At 33.0% G+C, this 19,113-nt stretch carries 26 protein-coding genes and 1 pseudogene; 2 read left to right on the plus strand and 25 right to left on the minus strand.

Annotated features, from left to right (window positions below; genetic code table 11):
* Positions 1 to 589: 589 nt before the first annotated feature.
* Positions 590 to 1,102 carry a GNAT family N-acetyltransferase gene (locus tag M1R56_RS08755; RefSeq protein WP_248035789.1) on the minus strand — a complete coding sequence of 171 codons (513 nt, stop codon included), beginning with the start codon at positions 1,100 to 1,102 and terminating at the stop codon, positions 590 to 592.
* Positions 1,103 to 1,257: 155 nt separating this feature from the next.
* Here M1R56_RS08755 and M1R56_RS10095 point away from each other — a divergent pair.
* Positions 1,258 to 1,359, plus strand: a pseudogene (locus M1R56_RS10095) (integrase); the annotation flags it as partial.
* Between the two features lie 154 nt (positions 1,360 to 1,513).
* Here M1R56_RS10095 and M1R56_RS08760 read toward each other — a convergent pair.
* The 24 genes from M1R56_RS08760 to M1R56_RS08875 all read right to left on the minus strand — a co-directional run bounded on the left by M1R56_RS08760 (position 1,514) and on the right by M1R56_RS08875 (position 16,756).
* Positions 1,514 to 2,077, minus strand: a complete 564-nt coding sequence (locus M1R56_RS08760; protein ID WP_248035790.1) for a hypothetical protein — start codon at positions 2,075 to 2,077, stop codon at positions 1,514 to 1,516.
* Between the two features lie 63 nt (positions 2,078 to 2,140).
* On the minus strand, positions 2,141 to 2,401 hold the full coding sequence (locus M1R56_RS08765) for a hypothetical protein (protein ID WP_248035791.1): 261 nt from the start codon (positions 2,399 to 2,401) through the stop codon (positions 2,141 to 2,143).
* A gap of 111 nt (positions 2,402 to 2,512) precedes the next feature.
* Positions 2,513 to 2,830, minus strand: a complete 318-nt coding sequence (locus M1R56_RS08770) for a hypothetical protein (protein ID WP_248035793.1) — start codon at positions 2,828 to 2,830, stop codon at positions 2,513 to 2,515.
* A gap of 249 nt (positions 2,831 to 3,079) precedes the next feature.
* On the minus strand, positions 3,080 to 3,547 hold the full coding sequence (locus tag M1R56_RS08775; protein ID WP_248035795.1) for a hypothetical protein: 468 nt from the start codon (positions 3,545 to 3,547) through the stop codon (positions 3,080 to 3,082).
* Between the two features lie 198 nt (positions 3,548 to 3,745).
* The gene (locus tag M1R56_RS08780; RefSeq protein WP_248035798.1) at positions 3,746 to 4,285 is read right to left on the minus strand and encodes a T6SS immunity protein Tdi1 domain-containing protein; all 540 of its coding nucleotides are present in this window, start codon (positions 4,283 to 4,285) and stop codon (positions 3,746 to 3,748) included.
* A 148-nt stretch (positions 4,286 to 4,433) separates the two neighbouring features.
* The gene (locus M1R56_RS08785; protein WP_248035799.1) at positions 4,434 to 4,967 is read right to left on the minus strand and encodes a T6SS immunity protein Tdi1 domain-containing protein; all 534 of its coding nucleotides are present in this window, start codon (positions 4,965 to 4,967) and stop codon (positions 4,434 to 4,436) included.
* A 187-nt stretch (positions 4,968 to 5,154) separates the two neighbouring features.
* Complete coding sequence (locus M1R56_RS08790; protein ID WP_248035801.1) at positions 5,155 to 5,382, minus strand: hypothetical protein; 228 nt, start codon at positions 5,380 to 5,382, stop codon at positions 5,155 to 5,157.
* A 3-nt stretch (positions 5,383 to 5,385) separates the two neighbouring features.
* Positions 5,386 to 5,772 (minus strand): hypothetical protein, encoded by a 387-nt coding sequence (locus M1R56_RS08795; RefSeq protein WP_248035803.1) that lies wholly within the window; start codon positions 5,770 to 5,772, stop codon positions 5,386 to 5,388.
* Positions 5,773 to 5,865: 93 nt separating this feature from the next.
* Positions 5,866 to 6,294, minus strand: a complete 429-nt coding sequence (locus M1R56_RS08800; protein ID WP_248035806.1) for a hypothetical protein — start codon at positions 6,292 to 6,294, stop codon at positions 5,866 to 5,868.
* A 106-nt stretch (positions 6,295 to 6,400) separates the two neighbouring features.
* Positions 6,401 to 6,745, minus strand: a complete 345-nt coding sequence (locus M1R56_RS08805; protein WP_248035808.1) for a hypothetical protein — start codon at positions 6,743 to 6,745, stop codon at positions 6,401 to 6,403.
* Positions 6,746 to 6,786: 41 nt separating this feature from the next.
* On the minus strand, positions 6,787 to 7,107 hold the full coding sequence (locus tag M1R56_RS08810) for a hypothetical protein (RefSeq protein ID WP_248035810.1): 321 nt from the start codon (positions 7,105 to 7,107) through the stop codon (positions 6,787 to 6,789).
* Positions 7,108 to 7,283: 176 nt separating this feature from the next.
* The gene (locus tag M1R56_RS08815) at positions 7,284 to 7,712 is read right to left on the minus strand and encodes a hypothetical protein (protein ID WP_248035812.1); all 429 of its coding nucleotides are present in this window, start codon (positions 7,710 to 7,712) and stop codon (positions 7,284 to 7,286) included.
* A gap of 47 nt (positions 7,713 to 7,759) precedes the next feature.
* Entirely contained in the window at positions 7,760 to 8,176 is a 417-nt protein-coding gene (locus M1R56_RS08820; RefSeq protein ID WP_248035814.1) for a hypothetical protein, read from the minus strand.
* 61 nt (positions 8,177 to 8,237) lie between these two features.
* Positions 8,238 to 8,483, minus strand: a complete 246-nt coding sequence (locus M1R56_RS08825) for a hypothetical protein (protein ID WP_248035816.1) — start codon at positions 8,481 to 8,483, stop codon at positions 8,238 to 8,240.
* A gap of 107 nt (positions 8,484 to 8,590) precedes the next feature.
* Positions 8,591 to 9,007, minus strand: a complete 417-nt coding sequence (locus tag M1R56_RS08830; protein WP_075231509.1) for a hypothetical protein — start codon at positions 9,005 to 9,007, stop codon at positions 8,591 to 8,593.
* A gap of 863 nt (positions 9,008 to 9,870) precedes the next feature.
* On the minus strand, positions 9,871 to 10,344 hold the full coding sequence (locus M1R56_RS08835; protein ID WP_248035818.1) for a hypothetical protein: 474 nt from the start codon (positions 10,342 to 10,344) through the stop codon (positions 9,871 to 9,873).
* Positions 10,345 to 10,494: 150 nt separating this feature from the next.
* A complete protein-coding gene (locus M1R56_RS08840) occupies positions 10,495 to 11,193 on the minus strand; it encodes a hypothetical protein (RefSeq protein ID WP_248035820.1) in 699 nt (232 codons plus the stop codon).
* 744 nt (positions 11,194 to 11,937) lie between these two features.
* Positions 11,938 to 12,396 (minus strand): hypothetical protein, encoded by a 459-nt coding sequence (locus M1R56_RS08845; protein WP_248035822.1) that lies wholly within the window; start codon positions 12,394 to 12,396, stop codon positions 11,938 to 11,940.
* A gap of 515 nt (positions 12,397 to 12,911) precedes the next feature.
* Positions 12,912 to 13,406: a hypothetical protein gene (locus M1R56_RS08850; RefSeq protein ID WP_248035824.1), complete on the minus strand. Its 495-nt coding sequence runs from the start codon at positions 13,404 to 13,406 to the stop codon at positions 12,912 to 12,914.
* A 100-nt stretch (positions 13,407 to 13,506) separates the two neighbouring features.
* Positions 13,507 to 14,082, minus strand: coding sequence for a TipC family immunity protein (locus tag M1R56_RS08855; protein WP_248035825.1), 576 nt, complete (start codon positions 14,080 to 14,082; stop codon positions 13,507 to 13,509).
* A gap of 231 nt (positions 14,083 to 14,313) precedes the next feature.
* Positions 14,314 to 14,742 (minus strand): hypothetical protein, encoded by a 429-nt coding sequence (locus tag M1R56_RS08860; RefSeq protein WP_248035826.1) that lies wholly within the window; start codon positions 14,740 to 14,742, stop codon positions 14,314 to 14,316.
* Between the two features lie 351 nt (positions 14,743 to 15,093).
* The gene (locus M1R56_RS08865) at positions 15,094 to 15,477 is read right to left on the minus strand and encodes a hypothetical protein (RefSeq protein ID WP_248035827.1); all 384 of its coding nucleotides are present in this window, start codon (positions 15,475 to 15,477) and stop codon (positions 15,094 to 15,096) included.
* 353 nt (positions 15,478 to 15,830) lie between these two features.
* Positions 15,831 to 16,376, minus strand: a complete 546-nt coding sequence (locus M1R56_RS08870; RefSeq protein ID WP_248035828.1) for a T6SS immunity protein Tdi1 domain-containing protein — start codon at positions 16,374 to 16,376, stop codon at positions 15,831 to 15,833.
* A 173-nt stretch (positions 16,377 to 16,549) separates the two neighbouring features.
* Entirely contained in the window at positions 16,550 to 16,756 is a 207-nt protein-coding gene (locus M1R56_RS08875; RefSeq protein WP_248035830.1) for a hypothetical protein, read from the minus strand.
* Positions 16,757 to 17,825: 1,069 nt separating this feature from the next.
* On the opposite strand from M1R56_RS08875, the gene M1R56_RS08880 reads away from it, so the two are divergent.
* Positions 17,826 to 19,034 carry an ATP-binding protein gene (locus M1R56_RS08880; RefSeq protein WP_248035832.1) on the plus strand — a complete coding sequence of 403 codons (1,209 nt, stop codon included), beginning with the start codon at positions 17,826 to 17,828 and terminating at the stop codon, positions 19,032 to 19,034.
* Positions 19,035 to 19,113 lie beyond the last annotated feature (79 nt).

A 19,113-nucleotide genomic window follows, 5' to 3' on the forward strand; every position in this document is an offset into this window, starting at 1 on the left:
CAAAAGTAGAAAGTCATCATTTTTATAAAATCAAACATGCATCACATATGAAGCATTCCTCTTAAAGAAATTACTATGTACCAGATAAGGATCATACTTAGAATTTTGACTATAAACCAGCCATAAGGGAATGATAAAAATTTTTATATAGTAGAGTAAGCAAAAAAGTAAAAAAGAACTAAAACTAAGAGTTTTTAACTCAAGAAAGTAAAGATAACAGACAATTGATGTATTCAATAGAATATTAAATCCCGTAGCAAAACTAGCTGATAAGATATTCGTCTTGATCTGAGGATTAAAAAGTTTGACAAGAAACAAGGCTAATAAAGAAGTATTATAGATACAAATTGGCTTGTAATCATGACGATAGGGAAATAAAAACAAGAACAAAGAATGCTATAGTGGATTGAACTTAGAGTAGTACAATATAGATTCTAAAACATTTTTAGAAATTAATTTGACTTTCCTAACCTCTTTGTTCACATCTTATTTTAATCAACTATACAAATATCCTCCTATTTTCCATAAAAAAGCAGACAAATGTCTACTGGGAATGTTGAGTTTTGGCAAACGACTGGGAATGATGATGCTATAGATTCCTTATCTCAAATACTGCCGTATGAATCCACTCGTTATTCATTTGAAAGTCATTTTCTATGATTTTACTAAAGGTGAAACCGTTTTTTAAAAGCACTCTCTGAGAAGCCAGATTGTCCCTTGCCGTCCCTGCGATAATCTTATGTAAACCATAAGTAGTAAAGGCCTTTTCTAAAACGAGTTTAACTGCTTCGCTTGCATATCCTAAATTAGTAACATTTTCTCCAATCCTATATCCAAGTTCTGCTATTTTTCTATCCTTCCCTAAAACACTTAAATTGATTCTTCCGACCATAGTACCTTGTGCATCTCTAATAAGATGCATATAGACATCATGATTCTCTTGTTCCCTTAACAATTCCCTTGTAATTTCTTTAAAACCTTCTAAGTCAAAATAGTGAGCTGGTCTAGGAGGTAAATTCCGCTCAAAATACTCCCGATTTTCTTTTTCAAAAGAATAAACATCTATGCTATTTTCTTCAGACATCAGCTCTAAACTTATCATTGTAAACCATTTCCTATCATTCTATAAATTCAAATGTACTCATGTTCACACAAAGTGACATTTAAAGAGATATCTTAATTTTTTCATATCGTATCTACATTATAACACAACATATAACACAACATACTATGAAGAAAAATAATATCCATCAAGGTCCTCATAAATTCCAACATCTTGCTAAACAAGCTGGAACGCTTATGGAAGCTATTTCGGAGGCACTAACACGCAGTGATTCAGGTACAACTCGAATTTATGTCAATGCTCCTGGCAGAACAAATGCATCGCTTATCCTGCCATTTAGTCACCGCTCAAACTTTAACTTGACATCTAGAAATTCCAATCGTGGGTTTAGCATATTTCAAAGTAAGATGAAGTTTTCAAGGGTGCGACCAGTTATCTTTGTAAAAACATTTAATAAAAGTCACTCGTCCAGAAGGGTACTTGCTTATATTCTTCTAAAGCCAGAGAAAGTTTCCTATTTCCAAATTCAATCTCAAAATAATCGTATAAGTCTTTGCCATAATAAATAATATCTAAATCCACTACTGATAAAATCGGCATCTCCTGATTCTCATAACTAGGGAGAAAACGATGCCCATATAAGGGGATTAGTCGAGGTGCTGCTTCTAACATTTTCCTGATTTGAATATTTCTGTCCAAGAGTGTAGTTGGCTCGCTCCCCCAAGAGGCATCCCACACCAGTTCATCCAAACTTTCCAAAATTCCATCATAGGGAGCAACTAGGCTCCATTTTATATGTTCTATATTTTCAGCTGAGAAATTTCTCCAGTTATAAAAACCTTCTGAAATAGGCAATAATTGTTGATAGACTGCCAACCACTGCTCAGGAAATTCAATTCCATAGATTTTCTCGACTTTTTGTATTTCTTCATCACTTAGACCTGGTTCCAAAGAAATCCCATTCTCGAGCAATAGCGTCTTAATCCTATCGATTTTCAAAAGATCTCCAACCATTTTTCTCCTCCTATTCACTCCCTATTTTATGGAGATTAGATCACATGTCACATCTTAGCTAAATTAAAATGACTTCAAAAAATCAACAACCCCATCATGTAATTGTATATTCCCATTTAAAACTTCCTTGCTCTCTTTATCAGATAACTCCAAGTTCATGTTACGATAGCCATCCAACAATTCCATCATCAAAACCAAAGTATCATAACTAACATTAAAAAGCAGTTCTTCTTTAGTTAAATCACTCTGATGGATATTCATATTTACAGCTTGCTCCTGGATGATTTTTAGTTCTTGGAAAAATAGTGCTTGCTGATCTGTCATGCTTTATCTAGTCTTTCTACTTTTATTATGGGTATGTTGAACTTCCTTATCGCATAGGATGAAGATTCAAGTTATCAAAATTCTCTCTTTGACAAATGAAGATTGTTCCTGTCATAAGATAAATTTCTTAAATAATTCTGGAATTCCACCTGCTTGTATAAATAAAGTCTTTACAGCAAAATCATTATCGCAAAAAACGATTTCTTGAAAGACATTATCAATTCTCCACTCGATATCTGTATAGAGAATATCATTATTTTCGACATTAACTATTTCAAACCAACCTATTGTCACTCCATAAAAAATAATCTCTTCCAATATCTGAGGCGAATATCCTTTATTTTTAATAAAAAACGAAAATAAAGTCGAAATAATAGCATCTTCTTCAGCTATCGAGAGTAAGAGTTCTCTTAAATCCTCAAAAGTCATTTTATTTACCTCCAGTCAAAGGAATTCTGCCTTCACTTGCAGATAATCTTGTTTTAAATTGACTCAACTACAAGGTTAACACTAGCACCAAGCCACTATCGCGCAACTACTAACAATCTCCTTTGAGGATTCAAACAAGGTATTGATTTCAAAACTGAATCCCTATCTAATCAGATATACTTACTGGATAAATGAAATAAGTACGAATTGCTATCGTTTATCATTAGATATTCTAAAATAGCCATTATACTACTCTTCAAAATTCACCTTTAGCCAAAAAGCTTCTATATCACCCTTCTCATTTAACGCTGCAATACAATCTGGATAAAACTCAACATACTCTACCGAATCTGATAATTTTTCCTTACCAAAATAAGTATATCCTCTGCTTGGTGAATAATAACTTACCCAACTATCTGATTGCACAAATCGAATACTATCCCCTAAATCTAAATGACATTCATCCAATAATAGAATAATACTCCCTTTATTCGAGTTAGGAACAAGAACATCTCTTTCTTCTGCTTTTAATACCTGAGGAAAAAATCCAAAAATTTGTACGCACGCATTGCTTTCTGAATCAAAGCCAAGTTGGAGTGTGTCAAATAATATGTAGTAATCAGAATTTTTTATAGGTATGGAATCAAAACTATATTCTTCTGGTCTATAAACTAATCGTCTATAGTCCATATCATATTCTTTTGTAATTTTAAACATATATAATCGCCTTCTAAAATTAAAATGGACAATAGGTTTTGTAGCCATATCAACCACTAACTTAAAATTTCTAGCACTTCATCCAATATGAGCATCTGAAGTAGCCAGCGATCATCCCTTGACCAAGTATTATCTTTTGAATCATCACCAGCGCTCGTAGGTTTAGTTCCTCTGGATCACTACCCTTGATTCCAAATCCTAAAATCCCACTCCACCTGTAATCTGGGTAATGAGTTCTAAATGTTCTTTTATGCCAACCTTGTCAATATTGACTAAATCCCTTTTTCCTCCCAGTACAAGAAGAGGAACAAAGCCAAAGCATTGATTGTAATCCAAGCTCCCATACTCCTTAACCGCTTCTTCATATAAAGGAATATCAAAATAATCCTTTAACAACTCTTCATCCTTTAAATCTTCTAGAAAATAGTACATATCTTCTAAAATAGTGGTGAAATTTTCCTCCTTGTATTCTACAATTCTCAGATAGTCTCTTTCCTCCAGAGTGATAATGTCCCCAAATGCAGTTATAAAAATAGGAATCGATAAATCACCTCTAAAATAGGTCTTTTGCACAAATTCTACATATTCTTCTGGATTGATAATTTTTAGATAACCATCAAGTAAAAATCCCAGTCCATATTGTTGCCACAATTCCACTAATTCATCTGGAACTTTTGAGGCGTACTTTTCAATGACTTCTTCTGGCATAGCTGCAAATTTGGTAAATTGTAAGTTCATTTTTTCTCCTCGTGTTCCTTTTAAAGTTTATATAACTCACTATAAGTAAAGTTTTCGCGATTATAGTAGCTAGTTTTATTATAAGTTTACGAAAGGTTTCTTCAAGTCGATATACTTCAGGATATTGTACTGTATGATTTAATCTATGCTACGATAATTGTGACATGATAGTCCAAAACACATCAAAATCAATTTGTTCAATATTTGAAAGATCATCCAAACCACCTAAAAATAAAGGTACTTTATAACCAATGCATTGATCATAGGAAGGAGAGGTTCCTCCTTGAGAAATATACTCTTTGTAAAAATCTAAAGCAAATAGCTCATCAGGATATTCTGGAATTTCATTATTCAAAAACTCCTTAATACCTAGTGGAATCTCTAAAATCTCATGACTTCCTGCATCACACATATATATTTTTGAATCACTAGTATCAGAACTAACAAATATCCTGCCTAACCAATCAAAACCTATAACTCGTATATCATCTGATAATTCAGAAAAGCATGACTGTACTAGTCCTTTAAAGTATTCTAAATTATTAGAATCAACAACCCTAAATAACCCACTACCAAAACTTTCCTTAGAATAGTTCATAATAAAATCAAGATAAATATCTTCTGAACGCTTTACGTAGCCTTTATTCTCTGAACCAAAAAATTCTAAAAATGAATTAAACATGTCTTTTTCTCCTAATCTTCAATTGTAAACTTCCCAAATACCGTTCCATCTGGATATTTTGGAAACATAAATTCCTATTTACACTTCTATCCAACGGATTGATATTTTAACTATATCATAAATCAACAATTCAAACAATATAGTAATTGTTTGAATCAGAGTCTGAACCATCAACCTTTTTATCTCGTTACAAAGCAAATGTAGATTTACGATTCACCTGTATTTTAACTATAACTGCTTCAGTAAAAGCTTGGATTTTCGTGTAATGCCTGCGCTCTTTGTTCATCAGTTTAGCCATCTTTAAATTCCAAATTGTTAAATCAAATCCAGCAGCTCCAGTCAGCTCCCCAGCGAGCTCATCTCTTTTGATTCCTAGCCAAGTGTTACGTTCGCCAATCTTATAATAGCCTATCAAATCTCAATACTCTTCACAGATAACTTCAATGTCTTTTTCTGAAATAGTTCGATTAGATTTTAGGATAAATTTTTTAATACTATTTATATCCTCATCTGTCAGATATTCCACGCGAAATTCAATGATAAAATCGACGATATCGTTATTTCCTGAAATAATAATCATCGCATCTTCAACAACTCTTCCTAAAAATATTTGCCCCACATGCAAATATCCGGTAGCTGGACTCGAAAAATACTGATCCCACTTTATATCACTTGAATAGCTTAGTTCCTGGTTCTTATAATAAAAGTGAGAAGTAATAATCTGATGGCTAACATCTAATAAATTCAATAAGCTATCTATCATGCTTACATCTGCTATCGCTATTCTCAATTCAACACTTAACATCACTTCATTCCTATTTATCAATATTCAGTAATAAATTACACGTTTTTTCGTTGTTCTTCGATCCGTTATGATAACAGTTTAGCTACACTTTACTCATTCTACAGTTTCATTATCCTGCCAAAAGAACTGAGCATCCTTTAACTCAAGATGTTCTATCTGAATATCACGACAAACAATTGTCATTTGCAACAAACCAATATCAACTATACACTTCACAAAATCAGGATTCTCCTCATAAATTTGTAAAGAAATTTCTTGACCATGATGATGCAATTCCCCTCTAGTCATATCTTTAACGTGTTGATCTTTTCTCCACTGGATGTCTAAAGCATCATTGCTATACTCTACTTTTGCGCATACTAAAAACTTAATTTCCCAGTATTTTTCTTTGTTATGATAATCCTCTATGCATACAGAAACTTCATCGCCAAAATAGGATATCTTTAAATCCAGTATCCCCATTTCCCAATAATCTAGTTCTTCAAGCTCTTTTTGCTTAGTAGATAAATCAAATAGCAACAAGATTTTTCTCCTTCCCATTTATCCCCAAATAAATTCCTCATATATTTATAGATGACTATTTTCATAAATGTCGCTAAACTCCCCCAAAGTTCACACTAACATCAAGTCACCATCTATCTTGAAGATTACACTCCTCAATGTATTCTAACCAGGCATCAATGGTGGGGAAAACTTCCCTTTGTTCCCATCCTGAATCAGCAAAGTCATGGATGATATGCACTAGAGTACTATCAACATCTTCAAAACAGGCGATATCATCATTATCACCTCTCCTTGCAAATGGATATAATGTTCGCTCAGGATATCTTGTTTGAAGACCTTGAAATCTTCTCACTATTTCATCGTCATTCATCAAGTACCATACACCAAAATCAACCCTACCATCGGAAACTAAATCCTTTAATGATTGTGGATAGGAAAAAAAAGAATGATTAAATGTAATATTTGACATGAATGTTCCTCCTCTAACTATTGAAAAATGGCAAATACTGGTTACCTTTCTGCCCATCTAGCTAATTTGATACAATAATCTTCGATTAAAGCTTCTGTGTCATACATTTTTAGAATGTTCTCAAAATCTATCGCTGATATTTCAGACACATCAAACTCACCTGTAGCATTTATTGCATCAAAATCACTTGGATATGGAGCTTCTCCCAACTCCAAGGGGGTCCGATTATCAAAGTAAGCTACATGTCCATCATGATATATATCTAATCGTTTTGTTTCAAATCGTTCTGCGTCTATTTCTGAGTACATTATAATCGGATCATAGTCATTCCTATGATTCCAAATTGTTTTATAATACAACATCCAATCCCCCTAATTCCCTAGCTAGCTATCCAGCCAAAATCTTCTTTCTTTAGATACCGCCCATATCATAAGCTAGGCAAGTCTTTCGTTCAATCTACTCAGTGATGACATTATCCACTAAGAAAACTACCATCTCCCATCTCTATGTGGTAATAGTAACAGTCAACTGTACAAGATCATCCATAAAATTCAATTTCCCAAGTAGTACTATCGTATATTTCTACTCTTACTTGCAAAGCTTCTGCACCTTTTTCTATCATTTCAAATTCAACAGGACTTGTAGAGGAAACAACTATTAAATTATTTATATCCTCTATTTCCTTTGAAAATTTTAAAAGTCTATCCCAACTCATTTGATAGCCATATTTTGAATTTAAGACTAAATCTTCAAATTCCGACATAGGCAGATTATTTGGAGCTTTTCCTACAGCATCACATTCAAAGATATACCAATCTTCATTATTAGATGGTATTTGGGAAAGAATCTCAAAAAAAGTCAGCTTTTGATTATCCTTTAACAATTGTCCACTTATTTTCAACTCGTATTCTCCTAATTTTCTGTGATAAGGTCCATCTACAATTCTTTCATCTGTCATACGGTCCAAAACACAGTTTACTAAGACTTGTTCCGATAGCTACTTTTAAAACAGGTTTAATGGCTCCCACCTACTAGGCTAGTAAACCAATCATCATAAAATTGTTTCTGTTCTGCGACACTGACACAGTTTAAGTTTGGTTTATCTTGGTCAAAAATCTCATAAACATTGTTTAAACTGGCTTGTTTTCCCATTTCCAAGAAATAGGCTTTTTCTCCTCCAAAATTCAGCTGCATCGGAGAAGGAAATACACACTTGTCAGCTCCATTGCATTGGAGAATCCCGCCTTCCTTTTCCAAATCCAGACGATAGTTCGTAAGCGCCTCAAAGAAAGAGTCGGCTTCATAACGTTTAAAACCCGAATCTCTATCAATATCAAGAATACATAATTCTTCGCTATCTCTAATAAAAATCTGACACGTTTCTATTCTATTCTCATTTTTATAATAAATTGGCAATAAAACTACTCTCATTTCTCACCTCTGCTGATTTTATGTAATAACTTGAATAAGATGATCAACTTTTGGGATAGACTTAATAAACTGCAAGATCATTCCATTTTTCTAATAAGGTCTCACCATCGATTAATGGTGCTGATAAAAGTTCCTTTGGGCTATAAAAAATGTGATAGTCTTCCTCAGAAACCGTAAAATATAACTCCCCTAAGTCTTTCCTTTGACTGATATAAAACTTTCTATCTTGATAATATAGAACAAACTCTTCCCCATAGGATAAGCATTTCTTAAAAAACTCATATGACATCTCTTCATCTCGTTCCATTATTACTAAATTGACCTCTCCATTGTATTCATTCACCACAAGTGCCAGCTGGAGGAGTTCCTTATCTTTTTGGTATTACTTTCAACCTCACTATTAATTGAATACATTTATGACTTATTCCTCCAGAAAAAATCATGTTCTGATCGTTTGATTCTTTCAACAGTAACATCCCTAGAAATGATATTGAACTTGACTAATCCTTCTAAAACTATCCTGGTTTGAAAAAAACTGTCATCGTAATATTCAAGAGATATCTCTTGACAGGTATACAAGTGATTTTGTGTAAAATCTTTTACTTTAAATTTTTTGCGATTTTGTGCATCCGTCTCATAATTCAGTGCTGCACAAGCAAGGAAACTGACTTTCCAACATTCCTCTAAATCTACTTTATTCTCATGATAACTTTCTATATATAGATGAACTTCATCACCAAAATATAATATTTGTAAATCTAGAATCCGACCATCCCAATAGTCCGTCTGATTTATCTTATCTTGTTTTTCCCTTATTTCAAATTCTCTCATGTCTATTTCCTTCGCTTATTACAGTAACAACTACCATTCCGATTATGTCATCGCTACAATGGATATGCAGCAGTTTTTTGCCCTATCAAAGCCATACTCTAGTCTTTGACCTTTGGTGTTCTGATTGATTTCAGTTTGATCTGAATCCTATCGTCAAAAATACTTATAAGTCTTAAAATTTTTGTCACTTTAAAAGCACCATAGATATTCTTAATTGCCAAAGTATCCGAATTCTAAAACTTCAATAGTCACTTAAAATCAATCTTCCTCGCATGATGAAGCAAACAAGGAAACCTACAAACTAGAAATCTCAACACTTTTCCACAGAAATTGCATGTTCAAAGCCCAAAATATTATCAAAAGACGATAATTTGCTAAACTATATGCCAATACTCTGTAGTTCGAGTAGACAATTCTTTAAATAATATACTGAAAATCTCACTTGATACAATTCATTCATAAGGGTTGGATGACGACTACCACAATTTGAATGTTCAAGACGGATAAAGACTGTTAAAAAAAGGAATTCAAAACCCAATTGTCTAATAGATCAATCCAACCTTGAAGGCAAGTGACATCGTAATCCCTCATCAATTTATTTCAACAGAAAATCTCTTATTCTAAGCTATTATAGCATTCTTTCAAGTAAAGTTGTATGGGCTTTTCTAAAATTCATCAAAAAACACCTCATGGTGTGAACCATGAAGCGTTTCGAAAGGTTGGTGCAGTCGTATTGATTAACGTTTTGAGACAACTGACTTTGTCAGGTTGCAGAACATTTTCGTATAAAAGCAACATCTGAGTGCTCCTCTGTATGAAGTGTAAAATACTTTATAAGTTCAATGGAAGCTATTCATGTTAGGCTAAACAATTTTCATTACCTTAAAGTGCCCCTCTGGATAATTGCCTTGGTAACCAACTGGAATGTAGCCTCCCTCATAAATTAAAAGCAAATCATCATGAAAGGCAGACTCTATCCCAAAATCGTCTTGCAATAATTTATAGTTTCTAAGAGTACTTACATCAAATAAAATCGAATCTATGCATGTCTGTGGCAAAAAATTTTTCTGTAAGTATTCTTTTAATATAGGTTCAATAGATTTACGAAAGTAGGCTGCATTTTCATTCCAGATTTTTCCTATTCCAGCTCTAACTTCACCTTTGTTCTTAAGTAAGAATTCACTACGAAATTCCCAAACAAGTTCTTCCCATTCACTAGACTCTATATGTTGCAATCCTTCAGTCCTATCTAATATTTCTATCTCAAAGGGAATTTCCATATTACCTTCTCTAAAACACTCAAGAATATACTTCATATCCATATATTTTTCTTTCATTTAGAAAAACCTCATTTCTTTTTCGATAATAGAATGGGCATTGTAATGAGGACTACCGCTATCTTTTCTTAGATTGCCAATTAAGGGAACAGTCACACAGTCATTATAACTATAATTTGAAGTATTTTTCTTCATCATATAACAGACGTACTATAAATATTCAACTCTAAAATTATAGTTCAACATCCATTCTATAGTATAGATTTTTTTATCAGCAGTTCTATAAACATACAGATTCTCATTAGATTTCATCAATTGATCCATATCAACGAAAGCGTCATATATATCTCTCCCTTCCTCACAAAATTGGATTCTTACAAAATCTCGTATTTCAATTCCAAGTGAGTAGTTATTCCCAATTAATAAAATTAATAATTCTCCTTTATTGTTCATCCTTAAACCTGATAAATAATTATCTTTCGGAATAGATAATTTCTCCCAATTATCAGAAACGATCTTATCTGACGATAAATATTTTGTATGTTCAATATTATAAGCAGTAGGTGATGTATCAATTTGCGGGGAAAAATCAGTTACAATATCTATTATAAAGCAATCACTAATCAATAGGTAACGTTGTATTTCTTGTACTTGATGATTACTTTCTAATTCATAAAGCCCTGCTTCAAGATTTTCTAAATTGTGACCGGAGAAGTGATGTTTATTATATACATAACAATAATCTACATATCCAAAATTAATGAAAGTATGATTATTTTTAGATTTTATAAAAACTATAGTATCCTCATTATCTGAAATAATACCAGATTCAAGCATTATTTCCGCTCCTTTAGAAAAAGAAAATAAAGTTTTAACTTCCATAGATTTACTCTCCATATCTAATTTCATATGAACCCCCTCCTTTTGATTACCTTATTTGAAATTCCAGGTGTTGCTCCTCGTTTACTTGTGCTTCCACGCCTAACAACAACCTTTGTTCCATCGCTTAAAATACCCACATACCCTTTACCAAAGTCAGTATTAATTTCCTTTATATTTTCTAAAGGTAATGAATTGAAATCTTCAAGTGCTTTTTCAAGTTTCCTTAATTTGCTAGCCTTAGCTACAGGATAGAGATTACTTGCAATATCAACAACTAATACTCTTAGAAAATCTCTTCAAACTACGTCAGCTTAGCCTTGCCGTACTCAAGTACAGCCTTCGGGTCGCTTCCTAGTTTGCTCTTTGATTTTCATTGAGTATAACTCTACACCTGCTACCCAACGATTTGTATCTCCATCCGTTAAAGGATCTTTCCTAGTAACTAAACGTTCTCCATTATTCCATCCTATTCATTCAACTGCTAAAGTTGGAAGCTTAGTCTTATTTTCTTGGTTAAACTTCGCAAATTTTACATTAGATGCATAGGCATTTTCCTCAGGAGTCATTGGGGGAGCCTTTAGATACTCCTCCAATGTCATTTTATCAATTCGCTCTTTCTGATTCGGTCTAAGTCCATGTCTTGCCGCATCTTCATACTTTCTAAAGTCAGCTGTAGATAGGGTTTTGTTTACGCCCTTATCGGAAGCATCGGTTGTTTTGGGATCACAGACATGTTTCTAAGTTCGACTTTTTACTTGATTCCAGACTCTTTTATTTATAATCAACTTTCATTTTAAAAACTATAAATTTGTTCGATAAATTTTTTACTCTAATATTAAAATCTATTTTGGAGTTAAACGTAAAAAGAAAAGATTGAGATGTATCCATAATAATACCTTCGTGATCGACACCGATGCCATTATGAGGATTCTCTAACACAACGATTTTTGTTGTTTCTGTTTCCGAATCGTATTTCCAGTGTTCAACCTGACTTTTCTCAATATTATAATGTATACTATTATCATAGTCAGACCAACTCCTCCCGTATGATAACTTTACCTTACCATCTGTACTTAGACGAGTTAATTGAATATCCGTATAAGAATCTAAGCTTACTGAATTCCCTTTAATGACTATATCTTTTTCAGAGTTTGGCAATAAAATATGATATCCTCTTGTTGATTCCTTAAAAATCATGACTATTACTATTATTATCAATAAAAAATACATTTTTTTCTCATTCTATTTGTTTCTCTTTCTAACCTTATAATCATTGATTCCATCTTGTATCATGTCAGAATCTCCAGAATTATCAAGGTATGATCTGTTTGGGATATCTTTAATGATTGACCACGCTCCTACTTCTTTATTATTTAGATCAGACCATACCTGCGCTAGTCCAGCAGCCGATTTCAAATAGGCGTCCGTAGATTGTAAATATCCTTTTCCAACATAACCGTATAAATAATTACCCGCATAATCATTCTTGACGCCTCCACACTAATTACCATCTCAGAGAACCTCAATGTTAAAATCTTCCGCTAATATCTGTACAGCATCTTTTTCACTCTGTACTGTTTTCCATCAATATGTAGATAAAAATTTGAACATTAAATATCGTTTCTCTATTTTTGTTATTTTTCTATCTACATTCACCTGATTTTCCCTTATAAATTGTTCACAATGCTTAGTTAGTTGTGTAATACAAACTAGCTTCTCTTCCTTTGATTCTTAGAACAGTTTATCTATAAAACATCATTATCCTGCCAAAAGAACTGGGCATCCTTTAACTCGAGATGTTCTATCTGAATATCACGGCAAACAATTGTTAGATCCATAATACCTAGATCAATTCTGCACTCTACAAAATTTTTATCTTTAGCATGCGGAATCAACGTAAAATTTTGTGCAGAATAACCGAGTTGTGTCTTTTTCAAACTTTTCACATCATAATCACGCCAATTCTCCCATAAGGCATCTGTTGTATACTCTACTTTACCACATAAAAGGAAGGTTAGGCGCCAATATTTTTCTTGATCATCCTCATACTCAATAACAGTTTCATCTCCAAAATAGGACACATAAAAATTGTAAATAGGTGCGTCCCAATAATTTGTTAAATCTAATTCTTTTTGTTTTTGTTCAATATTCATATTTCTTTTTAATAATATCCATTCATACTTATCCCATGGAATATGGGCATCTGGACTTCTTTTGTTAACAATAAAACTGAGTGGCACAATCTCTACATCCCCAAGATTATCAACCGAGTAACGTTGACTGCCATTTTTGAACTAACGTTCTAGAACGATATCATAGAGCATGAAGTGAGATTTTTGGTTAATCTATTGCGTTTTCGCTAATCATCTTTACATTCCCCCAATTTTCAGCTGAAAATTGACTAGGATAGACGGAACGCCAATCTGAAATAAGTTTATTTTTCAAAATATCATTTGCAATTTCAGTGTATACTTTTACATCTAGTTTGTTTTGAGTGATGTATTGTTCGACTGGATACTCTTGCTTATAATCATCTGAATATATCCTTATTTTCTGAATTAGTTGATTTGATTGATGTTGATACATGTATTCAACCTGTAAAATATCTGAGTTGGACAAATCAACATTTATGACAATTAAAACATTCCCATTTTCCAACTCATTATCGGGATAACTAAATGTGAAAAAAATGCCATCAATATTCTTAGGTAAGCTATTTTCCTTGTAGCCTTCCCCGGTTACTCCGTATAGTAAGCCTCTTGTACGTTTTTTTTCCATATCAGGTAAATACTCTAAAGTCGAAGATGTCGGAGATAACCAGGACCCTACAGTATGATGGTACTCGTCATGATAAATTTCTTCAAAAACATTACTATATCGTGGATTTAAAAAAATGAAAGCGAGCGGTAGTAGCATGATTAAAAGCGCCCTATAGATAAGCTATAAAACATTTTTTTATTCATGTATCAACCTCTTTCTTGTTAATCAATATAATCTTGCAAATCATTTTGACCCTCTTCTAAACTTCGAATAAAATTATAAGAATCTGGATAGTTTTTCTTCAAGTATTCCATAGATTCTGCATCCGTTCGTCTACTATAGGATTGTTTATTCGAGCCTAAAGCTACCACTTTACTTGGAACTAAACTATTGTAGTCCAAATGTATCGCAAATACTAGTACTTAATCTACCTATTGTTGGATTCTCCTTACAGGAAGACAAATCCTTCAAAATACTTATTACTTGTGGAAATTTGATTAGCTGTTCCCTATATTTCGAAGAGTCAAATGAAGTAAAAGATTGAAGTACTTCTTCAAGTATATTTTTATCATGACACAGTATTAAGTTCATCAGAATATTAAAAGCATTTGAAGTATCATACCCTTCTACACAATAAGCCAATTTGTACTTATACAAGCTACTCTTTTCTTCCAGACAAGCACCAAGAGCACACCACTCTCCTTGTTTTAAAGACGGAAGCAAAACATCCATAACATATTCAACATCTGCATCATAAAAAGCATCACCTAAGTAAGGTTGAGATAATACTGTATCTAATTCTTTATAGCAATCCATACTAAAAAACTTTCCTCCGTTAAGAAAGTAGCTCCCTAACTATCATAATATCTTACAAGTCAACAGTCAAGTCCAGTATCGTCACCCACTTCACCCTTATAGACAACTAGCTGACATAACTTGTCTGCACTTGTCTTTCTTGTGCTTTAGAGGCTATCGTGACTGGATGCAAGAGATTGTCCATCCTTGGTCTGGCTGTCACAGAGCCTGATATAAAGATAAGCCTCGCATTATTTGAATGATTATTGGGAGACTTTGTGCCTATTGAACAGTAAAAACACTTGAATCAATCTCTTCAAGTGTTCTTTATCTGATAATTCTAATTTGCTAATTGTTTATTGTCTTAAGATCTTATAACTCTTTGATTTCTATGGACTTGCAAACTATATTATATCCATCATAACCATCAAGATATAAAGAATAATGCTTTAATTCTTGATTCTTGTTCATTTCTTCAAAAAGATTCCTGTTGGCTTCCATTAACTGTAGTATAATTGAAGAATTAAATATTTCTAAAACTTTATCATAAGCTTCAATTGTGTTTGCCGAAAACAATGCGTTCGTCTTTGAAAAATAGTGGACTTCTTGAAAGATCAATTCAACTTCTGAATAGATATCATCACAATCGTATCCCTTTAAATTGATACAAATAGTTGTACCTGAAAAAGTTATTTGAGGTAACTCAGACAGAAGTGAAGAAAACATTGGAAGAGTGTATATCGTTTTATTTTCCATTATTCGTACCCCCTCTAGATCTTACAGTAGAAATAGTTAGTTTATTACGTAGCAGCTGCTCAACAGTAGTTTATTATGAAATGAGTTAGCGATAGTATCAGGTACATAGCACTGATCTAGGAACTCCTGCAACTGTTAACGCTTGAGAGGTTCTTGTGTTTTTTCTAACAACGAAGGGGTTATGATTAACTCTCTCTATCTCAGTTGCAATACCTACCATAGTAGTTAATCCCTGAATTCCTAATAATTTAGGCTCTTTAGCCAATAATTCTCCAAGCTCTTTACAGAAAAAGTTACCTTTAAAATGAAGTTGAGACCACATTATCTCAACTTCACTTTATCATTATTTTTCCTTAGCTCTCAAATCCCACTCCGCCTGTAATCTGGGTAATGAGGTCTAAATGTTCTTTTATGCCGACCTTGTCAATATTGGTTAGATCCCTTTTTCCTCCCAGTACCAGAAGAGGAACAAAGCCAAAGCATTGATTGTAATCCAAGCTCCCATACTCCTTAACCGCTTCTTCATAGAAAGGAATATCAAAAAAATCTTCTAAAAAACTATCATCATCTAAAAATTTGATAAAATGATCCATCCGTTGTGTCATCACATCAAAATCATTGTTCGCATAATAAATGATATCAATAAAGCCGTTCTGAGTGTAGATAATTATATCCCCAAAACAAGTAACAAATAATGGAACTCCATTTGTTCCTCTGAAATATGTAGCTTCTATAAATCCTATATATTCTTCTGGATTGATAATTTTTAGATAACCATCAAGTAAAAATCCCAGTCCATATTGCTGCCACAATTCCACTAATTCATCTGGAACTTTTGGGGCATACTTTTCAATGACTTCTTCTGGCATAGCTGCAAATTTGGTAAATTGTAAGTTCATTTTTTCTCCTAGTATTGTAATTTAACATTTAAGTAAATTTTATTTAAGTCTTCAAAAGGTGTGGTTCTAACGATTTCATCCACAACATTATCTTTAATAGTAATTGCTGTAAAATTTTTAGACTATAGCGAAATTATCGTAGAATCTATCCCAAACTCTAGAAAATTTTATTTTTAACCGAAGTAAAAAAATAAATCTTTACAAAAATCAATCTCCTCTTGAGTTAAATCTCTGTTTTTTTCTGTGTCTAAACTATAGAGTACACCTCTCACAGTATTAACAGACTTTGCTTGCTCTAACATTTGTAAACGTATGTCTGGATGATCAATGTATTTAATAATAATATTACATAATTTTTCTTTAACATCATCATAATTCATATTAGTCACCTATAAGATCCACTTTTTAAAATTCAATTACCGAATTAGTTTTCAATTGTGGATAGCCTCCTTTCCCATATTCGGGATAATAAGATGTGATTGGCTCCAAAACTTTTCCTGTATCTCCGGCTTCCTTAGGAACATACACATTATCTGAAGTATATCGAACTCTCCACGAAGATTCGCATTACTCCAAGCAGGAGATATTTGATAAGCATCTTGCATCTTACTAGCTAAATCAAATTTAGATAAACCGATGTAACTTCTAGGGACTTCCATAGTCCTCATTGTCTGTTCAGCATACTTAGAATCCATATAACGATAGGCCGTTGATGACAAAATTCTGCCATCAGGCGATACATAAAAATCCGGTTTAGATGTAACTTTAGGCGCTGGTAAAGCTAACACAGGATCTGGTGCCGGCAAGGTAAGTGGCTTACTAGTCTACCCAGGCAATGCTAGTTGTTGAACAGGAATCATATCTTTGCGTGGCCTCGTGACTAGTAAATCCCCTGCCGTCGGCTTCGTAACAAGCACATCAAGCGTAGGAACTCAACCTATTTGGCCACTTAGTCCTTCAGTCACTGCCTTAATAAACTGCCGTCCTGACTATCATAATATCTTTCTCATACATAGTCAAGTTCAGACACCAAAAAGACATCCAAGAGAAAATCCTTGAATATCCGTAAACGTTAACAGCATCTTATTGATTAAGGTTTTGAGGCAATTAACTTTGTCAGTTCACAGTTACATTTATAAGCAACTAAATGTGGCAAGCACAACATATAAAACTTTAAAAATTCGGGTAGTTATCACTTTTTGTTTTTGTAGCTTATGTAGTTGAGAAATACGAACTACTGCATCACAAAGATGATATAGTTTGATAACAAATCTACAGTATATTCGTGTCAATGCAATTTTTTCTATCGTCGTTTTCTATCCTGAAGACATTTAAACAGCCCTAGATTTTATTTCTAATAAATTGAAAATAATGAAATAAATATAAAATTATTTATAAAAATTTGAAAATAATGTCTATTTGTATTATACTATATTTGAGGTATCTATTATGAACTATATTAAAAGACCACATTATTTAGATTTTTTAAGAAGACATCGTGACCGACAAATCATCAAAGTTGTGAGTGGAGTGAGACGAGCTGGTAAATCTGTTCTCTTTCAACTCTATAAAGAGGAGTTACTAGCAACTGGGGTAGATGAGGATCAGATTATATCCATCAATTTCGAAGATTTGAGTTACTATGACCTGCGACATTTTCAAACATTATTTGCTTATATAAAAGAGCAGTTAGTTGGGGAGAAAACATACTATATCTTTTTAGATGAAATTCAACATGTTGAGAAATTTGAACTGGTAGCAGATAGCCTATTCATCTTACCAAATGTTGACCTCTATTTGACTGGATCCAACGCCTACTTTATGAGTAGCCAATTAGCTACAAATTTGACTGGTCGGTATGTTGAGATAGAGGTTCTTCCTTTGTCATTTGAAGAATATCTATCAGGTCAATCTCTCACAGAGAATCTGAATACAACAGAAATTTTTAACAATTATCTCTTTAGTGCTTTCCCTTACTTATTACAAACAGCATCTTACGCTGAAAAAATTGACTATCTCAGAGGAATCTATAACTCAATACTGTTAAATGATATTGTCACTAGATTGGGAAATCCAAATCCTACTATTATTGAGCGCATTGTTCGAACCCTTCTCAGCAGTACGGGAAGCCTAATATCGACAAATAAGATTCGCAATACTCTGATCAGCCAAAACGTTTCAATCTCCCATAATACTTTGGAAAATTATTTGACAACTTTGACAGACAGTTTACTTTTTTATTCCGTTCCACGTTTTGATGTAAAAGGTCGAGCATTATTGCAACGCTTAGAAAAATATTATCCCGTTGATTTAGGTTTACGACATCTCTTATTACCAGACCACAAAGAAGATATTGGGCATATCTTGGAAAATATTGTGTATTTGGAATTGAGACGTAGATATTCACAAGTATATGTTGGTAATTTAGATAAATATGAAGTTGATTTTGTTGTTGTAACTGATCTTGGTCACTATGCTTATTATCAAGTCAGTGAAACAACACTTGCTCCAGAAACACTAGAAAGAGAACTTAGACCACTAGAAGCCATTAAAGATCAATTCCCAAAATATCTATTAACAATGGATACAATTCAACCAACAGCCAATTACAATGGTATTGAGAAGAAAAATATCATAGATTGGTTACTAGAACAGTAGATAATCATAAATCATACAGCTAACTAGATCTGCAACAGTCTGTTATCAATGATTCTACCCAAACCCTAACAAGATATAA

Origin of the sequence: Streptococcus sp. oral taxon 431 (genome assembly GCF_023115445.1) — a bacterium.
GTDB lineage: Bacteria > Bacillota > Bacilli > Lactobacillales > Streptococcaceae > Streptococcus.

Excerpts from the sequence above, each read along its gene's own strand:
- M1R56_RS08825 (WP_248035816.1), bottom strand. The coding sequence starts at position 8,483 with ATGGAACGAGATGAAGAGATGTCATATGAGTTTTTTAAGAAATGCTTA.
- M1R56_RS08770 (WP_248035793.1), bottom strand. The coding sequence starts at position 2,830 with ATGACTTTTGAGGATTTAAGAGAACTCTTACTCTCGATAGCTGAAGAA.
- M1R56_RS08755 (WP_248035789.1), bottom strand. The coding sequence starts at position 1,102 with ATGATAAGTTTAGAGCTGATGTCTGAAGAAAATAGCATAGATGTTTAT.
- M1R56_RS08855 (WP_248035825.1), bottom strand. The coding sequence starts at position 14,082 with ATGCTACTACCGCTCGCTTTCATTTTTTTAAATCCACGATATAGTAAT.
- M1R56_RS08865 (WP_248035827.1), bottom strand. The coding sequence starts at position 15,477 with ATGGAAAATAAAACGATATACACTCTTCCAATGTTTTCTTCACTTCTG.
- M1R56_RS08805 (WP_248035808.1), bottom strand. The coding sequence starts at position 6,745 with ATGTCAAATATTACATTTAATCATTCTTTTTTTTCCTATCCACAATCA.
- M1R56_RS08765 (WP_248035791.1), bottom strand. The coding sequence starts at position 2,401 with ATGACAGATCAGCAAGCACTATTTTTCCAAGAACTAAAAATCATCCAG.
- M1R56_RS08845 (WP_248035822.1), bottom strand. The coding sequence starts at position 12,396 with ATGTATTTTTTATTGATAATAATAGTAATAGTCATGATTTTTAAGGAA.
- M1R56_RS08775 (WP_248035795.1), bottom strand. The coding sequence starts at position 3,547 with ATGTTTAAAATTACAAAAGAATATGATATGGACTATAGACGATTAGTT.
- M1R56_RS08875 (WP_248035830.1), bottom strand. The coding sequence starts at position 16,756 with ATGAATTATGATGATGTTAAAGAAAAATTATGTAATATTATTATTAAA.
- M1R56_RS08840 (WP_248035820.1), bottom strand. The coding sequence starts at position 11,193 with ATGAAATTAGATATGGAGAGTAAATCTATGGAAGTTAAAACTTTATTT.
- M1R56_RS08785 (WP_248035799.1), bottom strand. The coding sequence starts at position 4,967 with ATGTTTAATTCATTTTTAGAATTTTTTGGTTCAGAGAATAAAGGCTAC.
- M1R56_RS08810 (WP_248035810.1), bottom strand. The coding sequence starts at position 7,107 with ATGTTGTATTATAAAACAATTTGGAATCATAGGAATGACTATGATCCG.
- M1R56_RS08830 (WP_075231509.1), bottom strand. The coding sequence starts at position 9,007 with ATGAGAGAATTTGAAATAAGGGAAAAACAAGATAAGATAAATCAGACG.
- M1R56_RS08835 (WP_248035818.1), bottom strand. The coding sequence starts at position 10,344 with ATGAAAGAAAAATATATGGATATGAAGTATATTCTTGAGTGTTTTAGA.
- M1R56_RS08795 (WP_248035803.1), bottom strand. The coding sequence starts at position 5,772 with ATGTTAAGTGTTGAATTGAGAATAGCGATAGCAGATGTAAGCATGATA.
- M1R56_RS08860 (WP_248035826.1), bottom strand. The coding sequence starts at position 14,742 with ATGGATTGCTATAAAGAATTAGATACAGTATTATCTCAACCTTACTTA.
- M1R56_RS08870 (WP_248035828.1), bottom strand. The coding sequence starts at position 16,376 with ATGAACTTACAATTTACCAAATTTGCAGCTATGCCAGAAGAAGTCATT.
- M1R56_RS08760 (WP_248035790.1), bottom strand. The coding sequence starts at position 2,077 with ATGGTTGGAGATCTTTTGAAAATCGATAGGATTAAGACGCTATTGCTC.
- M1R56_RS08880 (WP_248035832.1), top strand. The coding sequence starts at position 17,826 with ATGAACTATATTAAAAGACCACATTATTTAGATTTTTTAAGAAGACAT.
- M1R56_RS08780 (WP_248035798.1), bottom strand. The coding sequence starts at position 4,285 with ATGAACTTACAATTTACCAAATTTGCAGCTATGCCAGAAGAAGTCATT.
- M1R56_RS08820 (WP_248035814.1), bottom strand. The coding sequence starts at position 8,176 with ATGAGAGTAGTTTTATTGCCAATTTATTATAAAAATGAGAATAGAATA.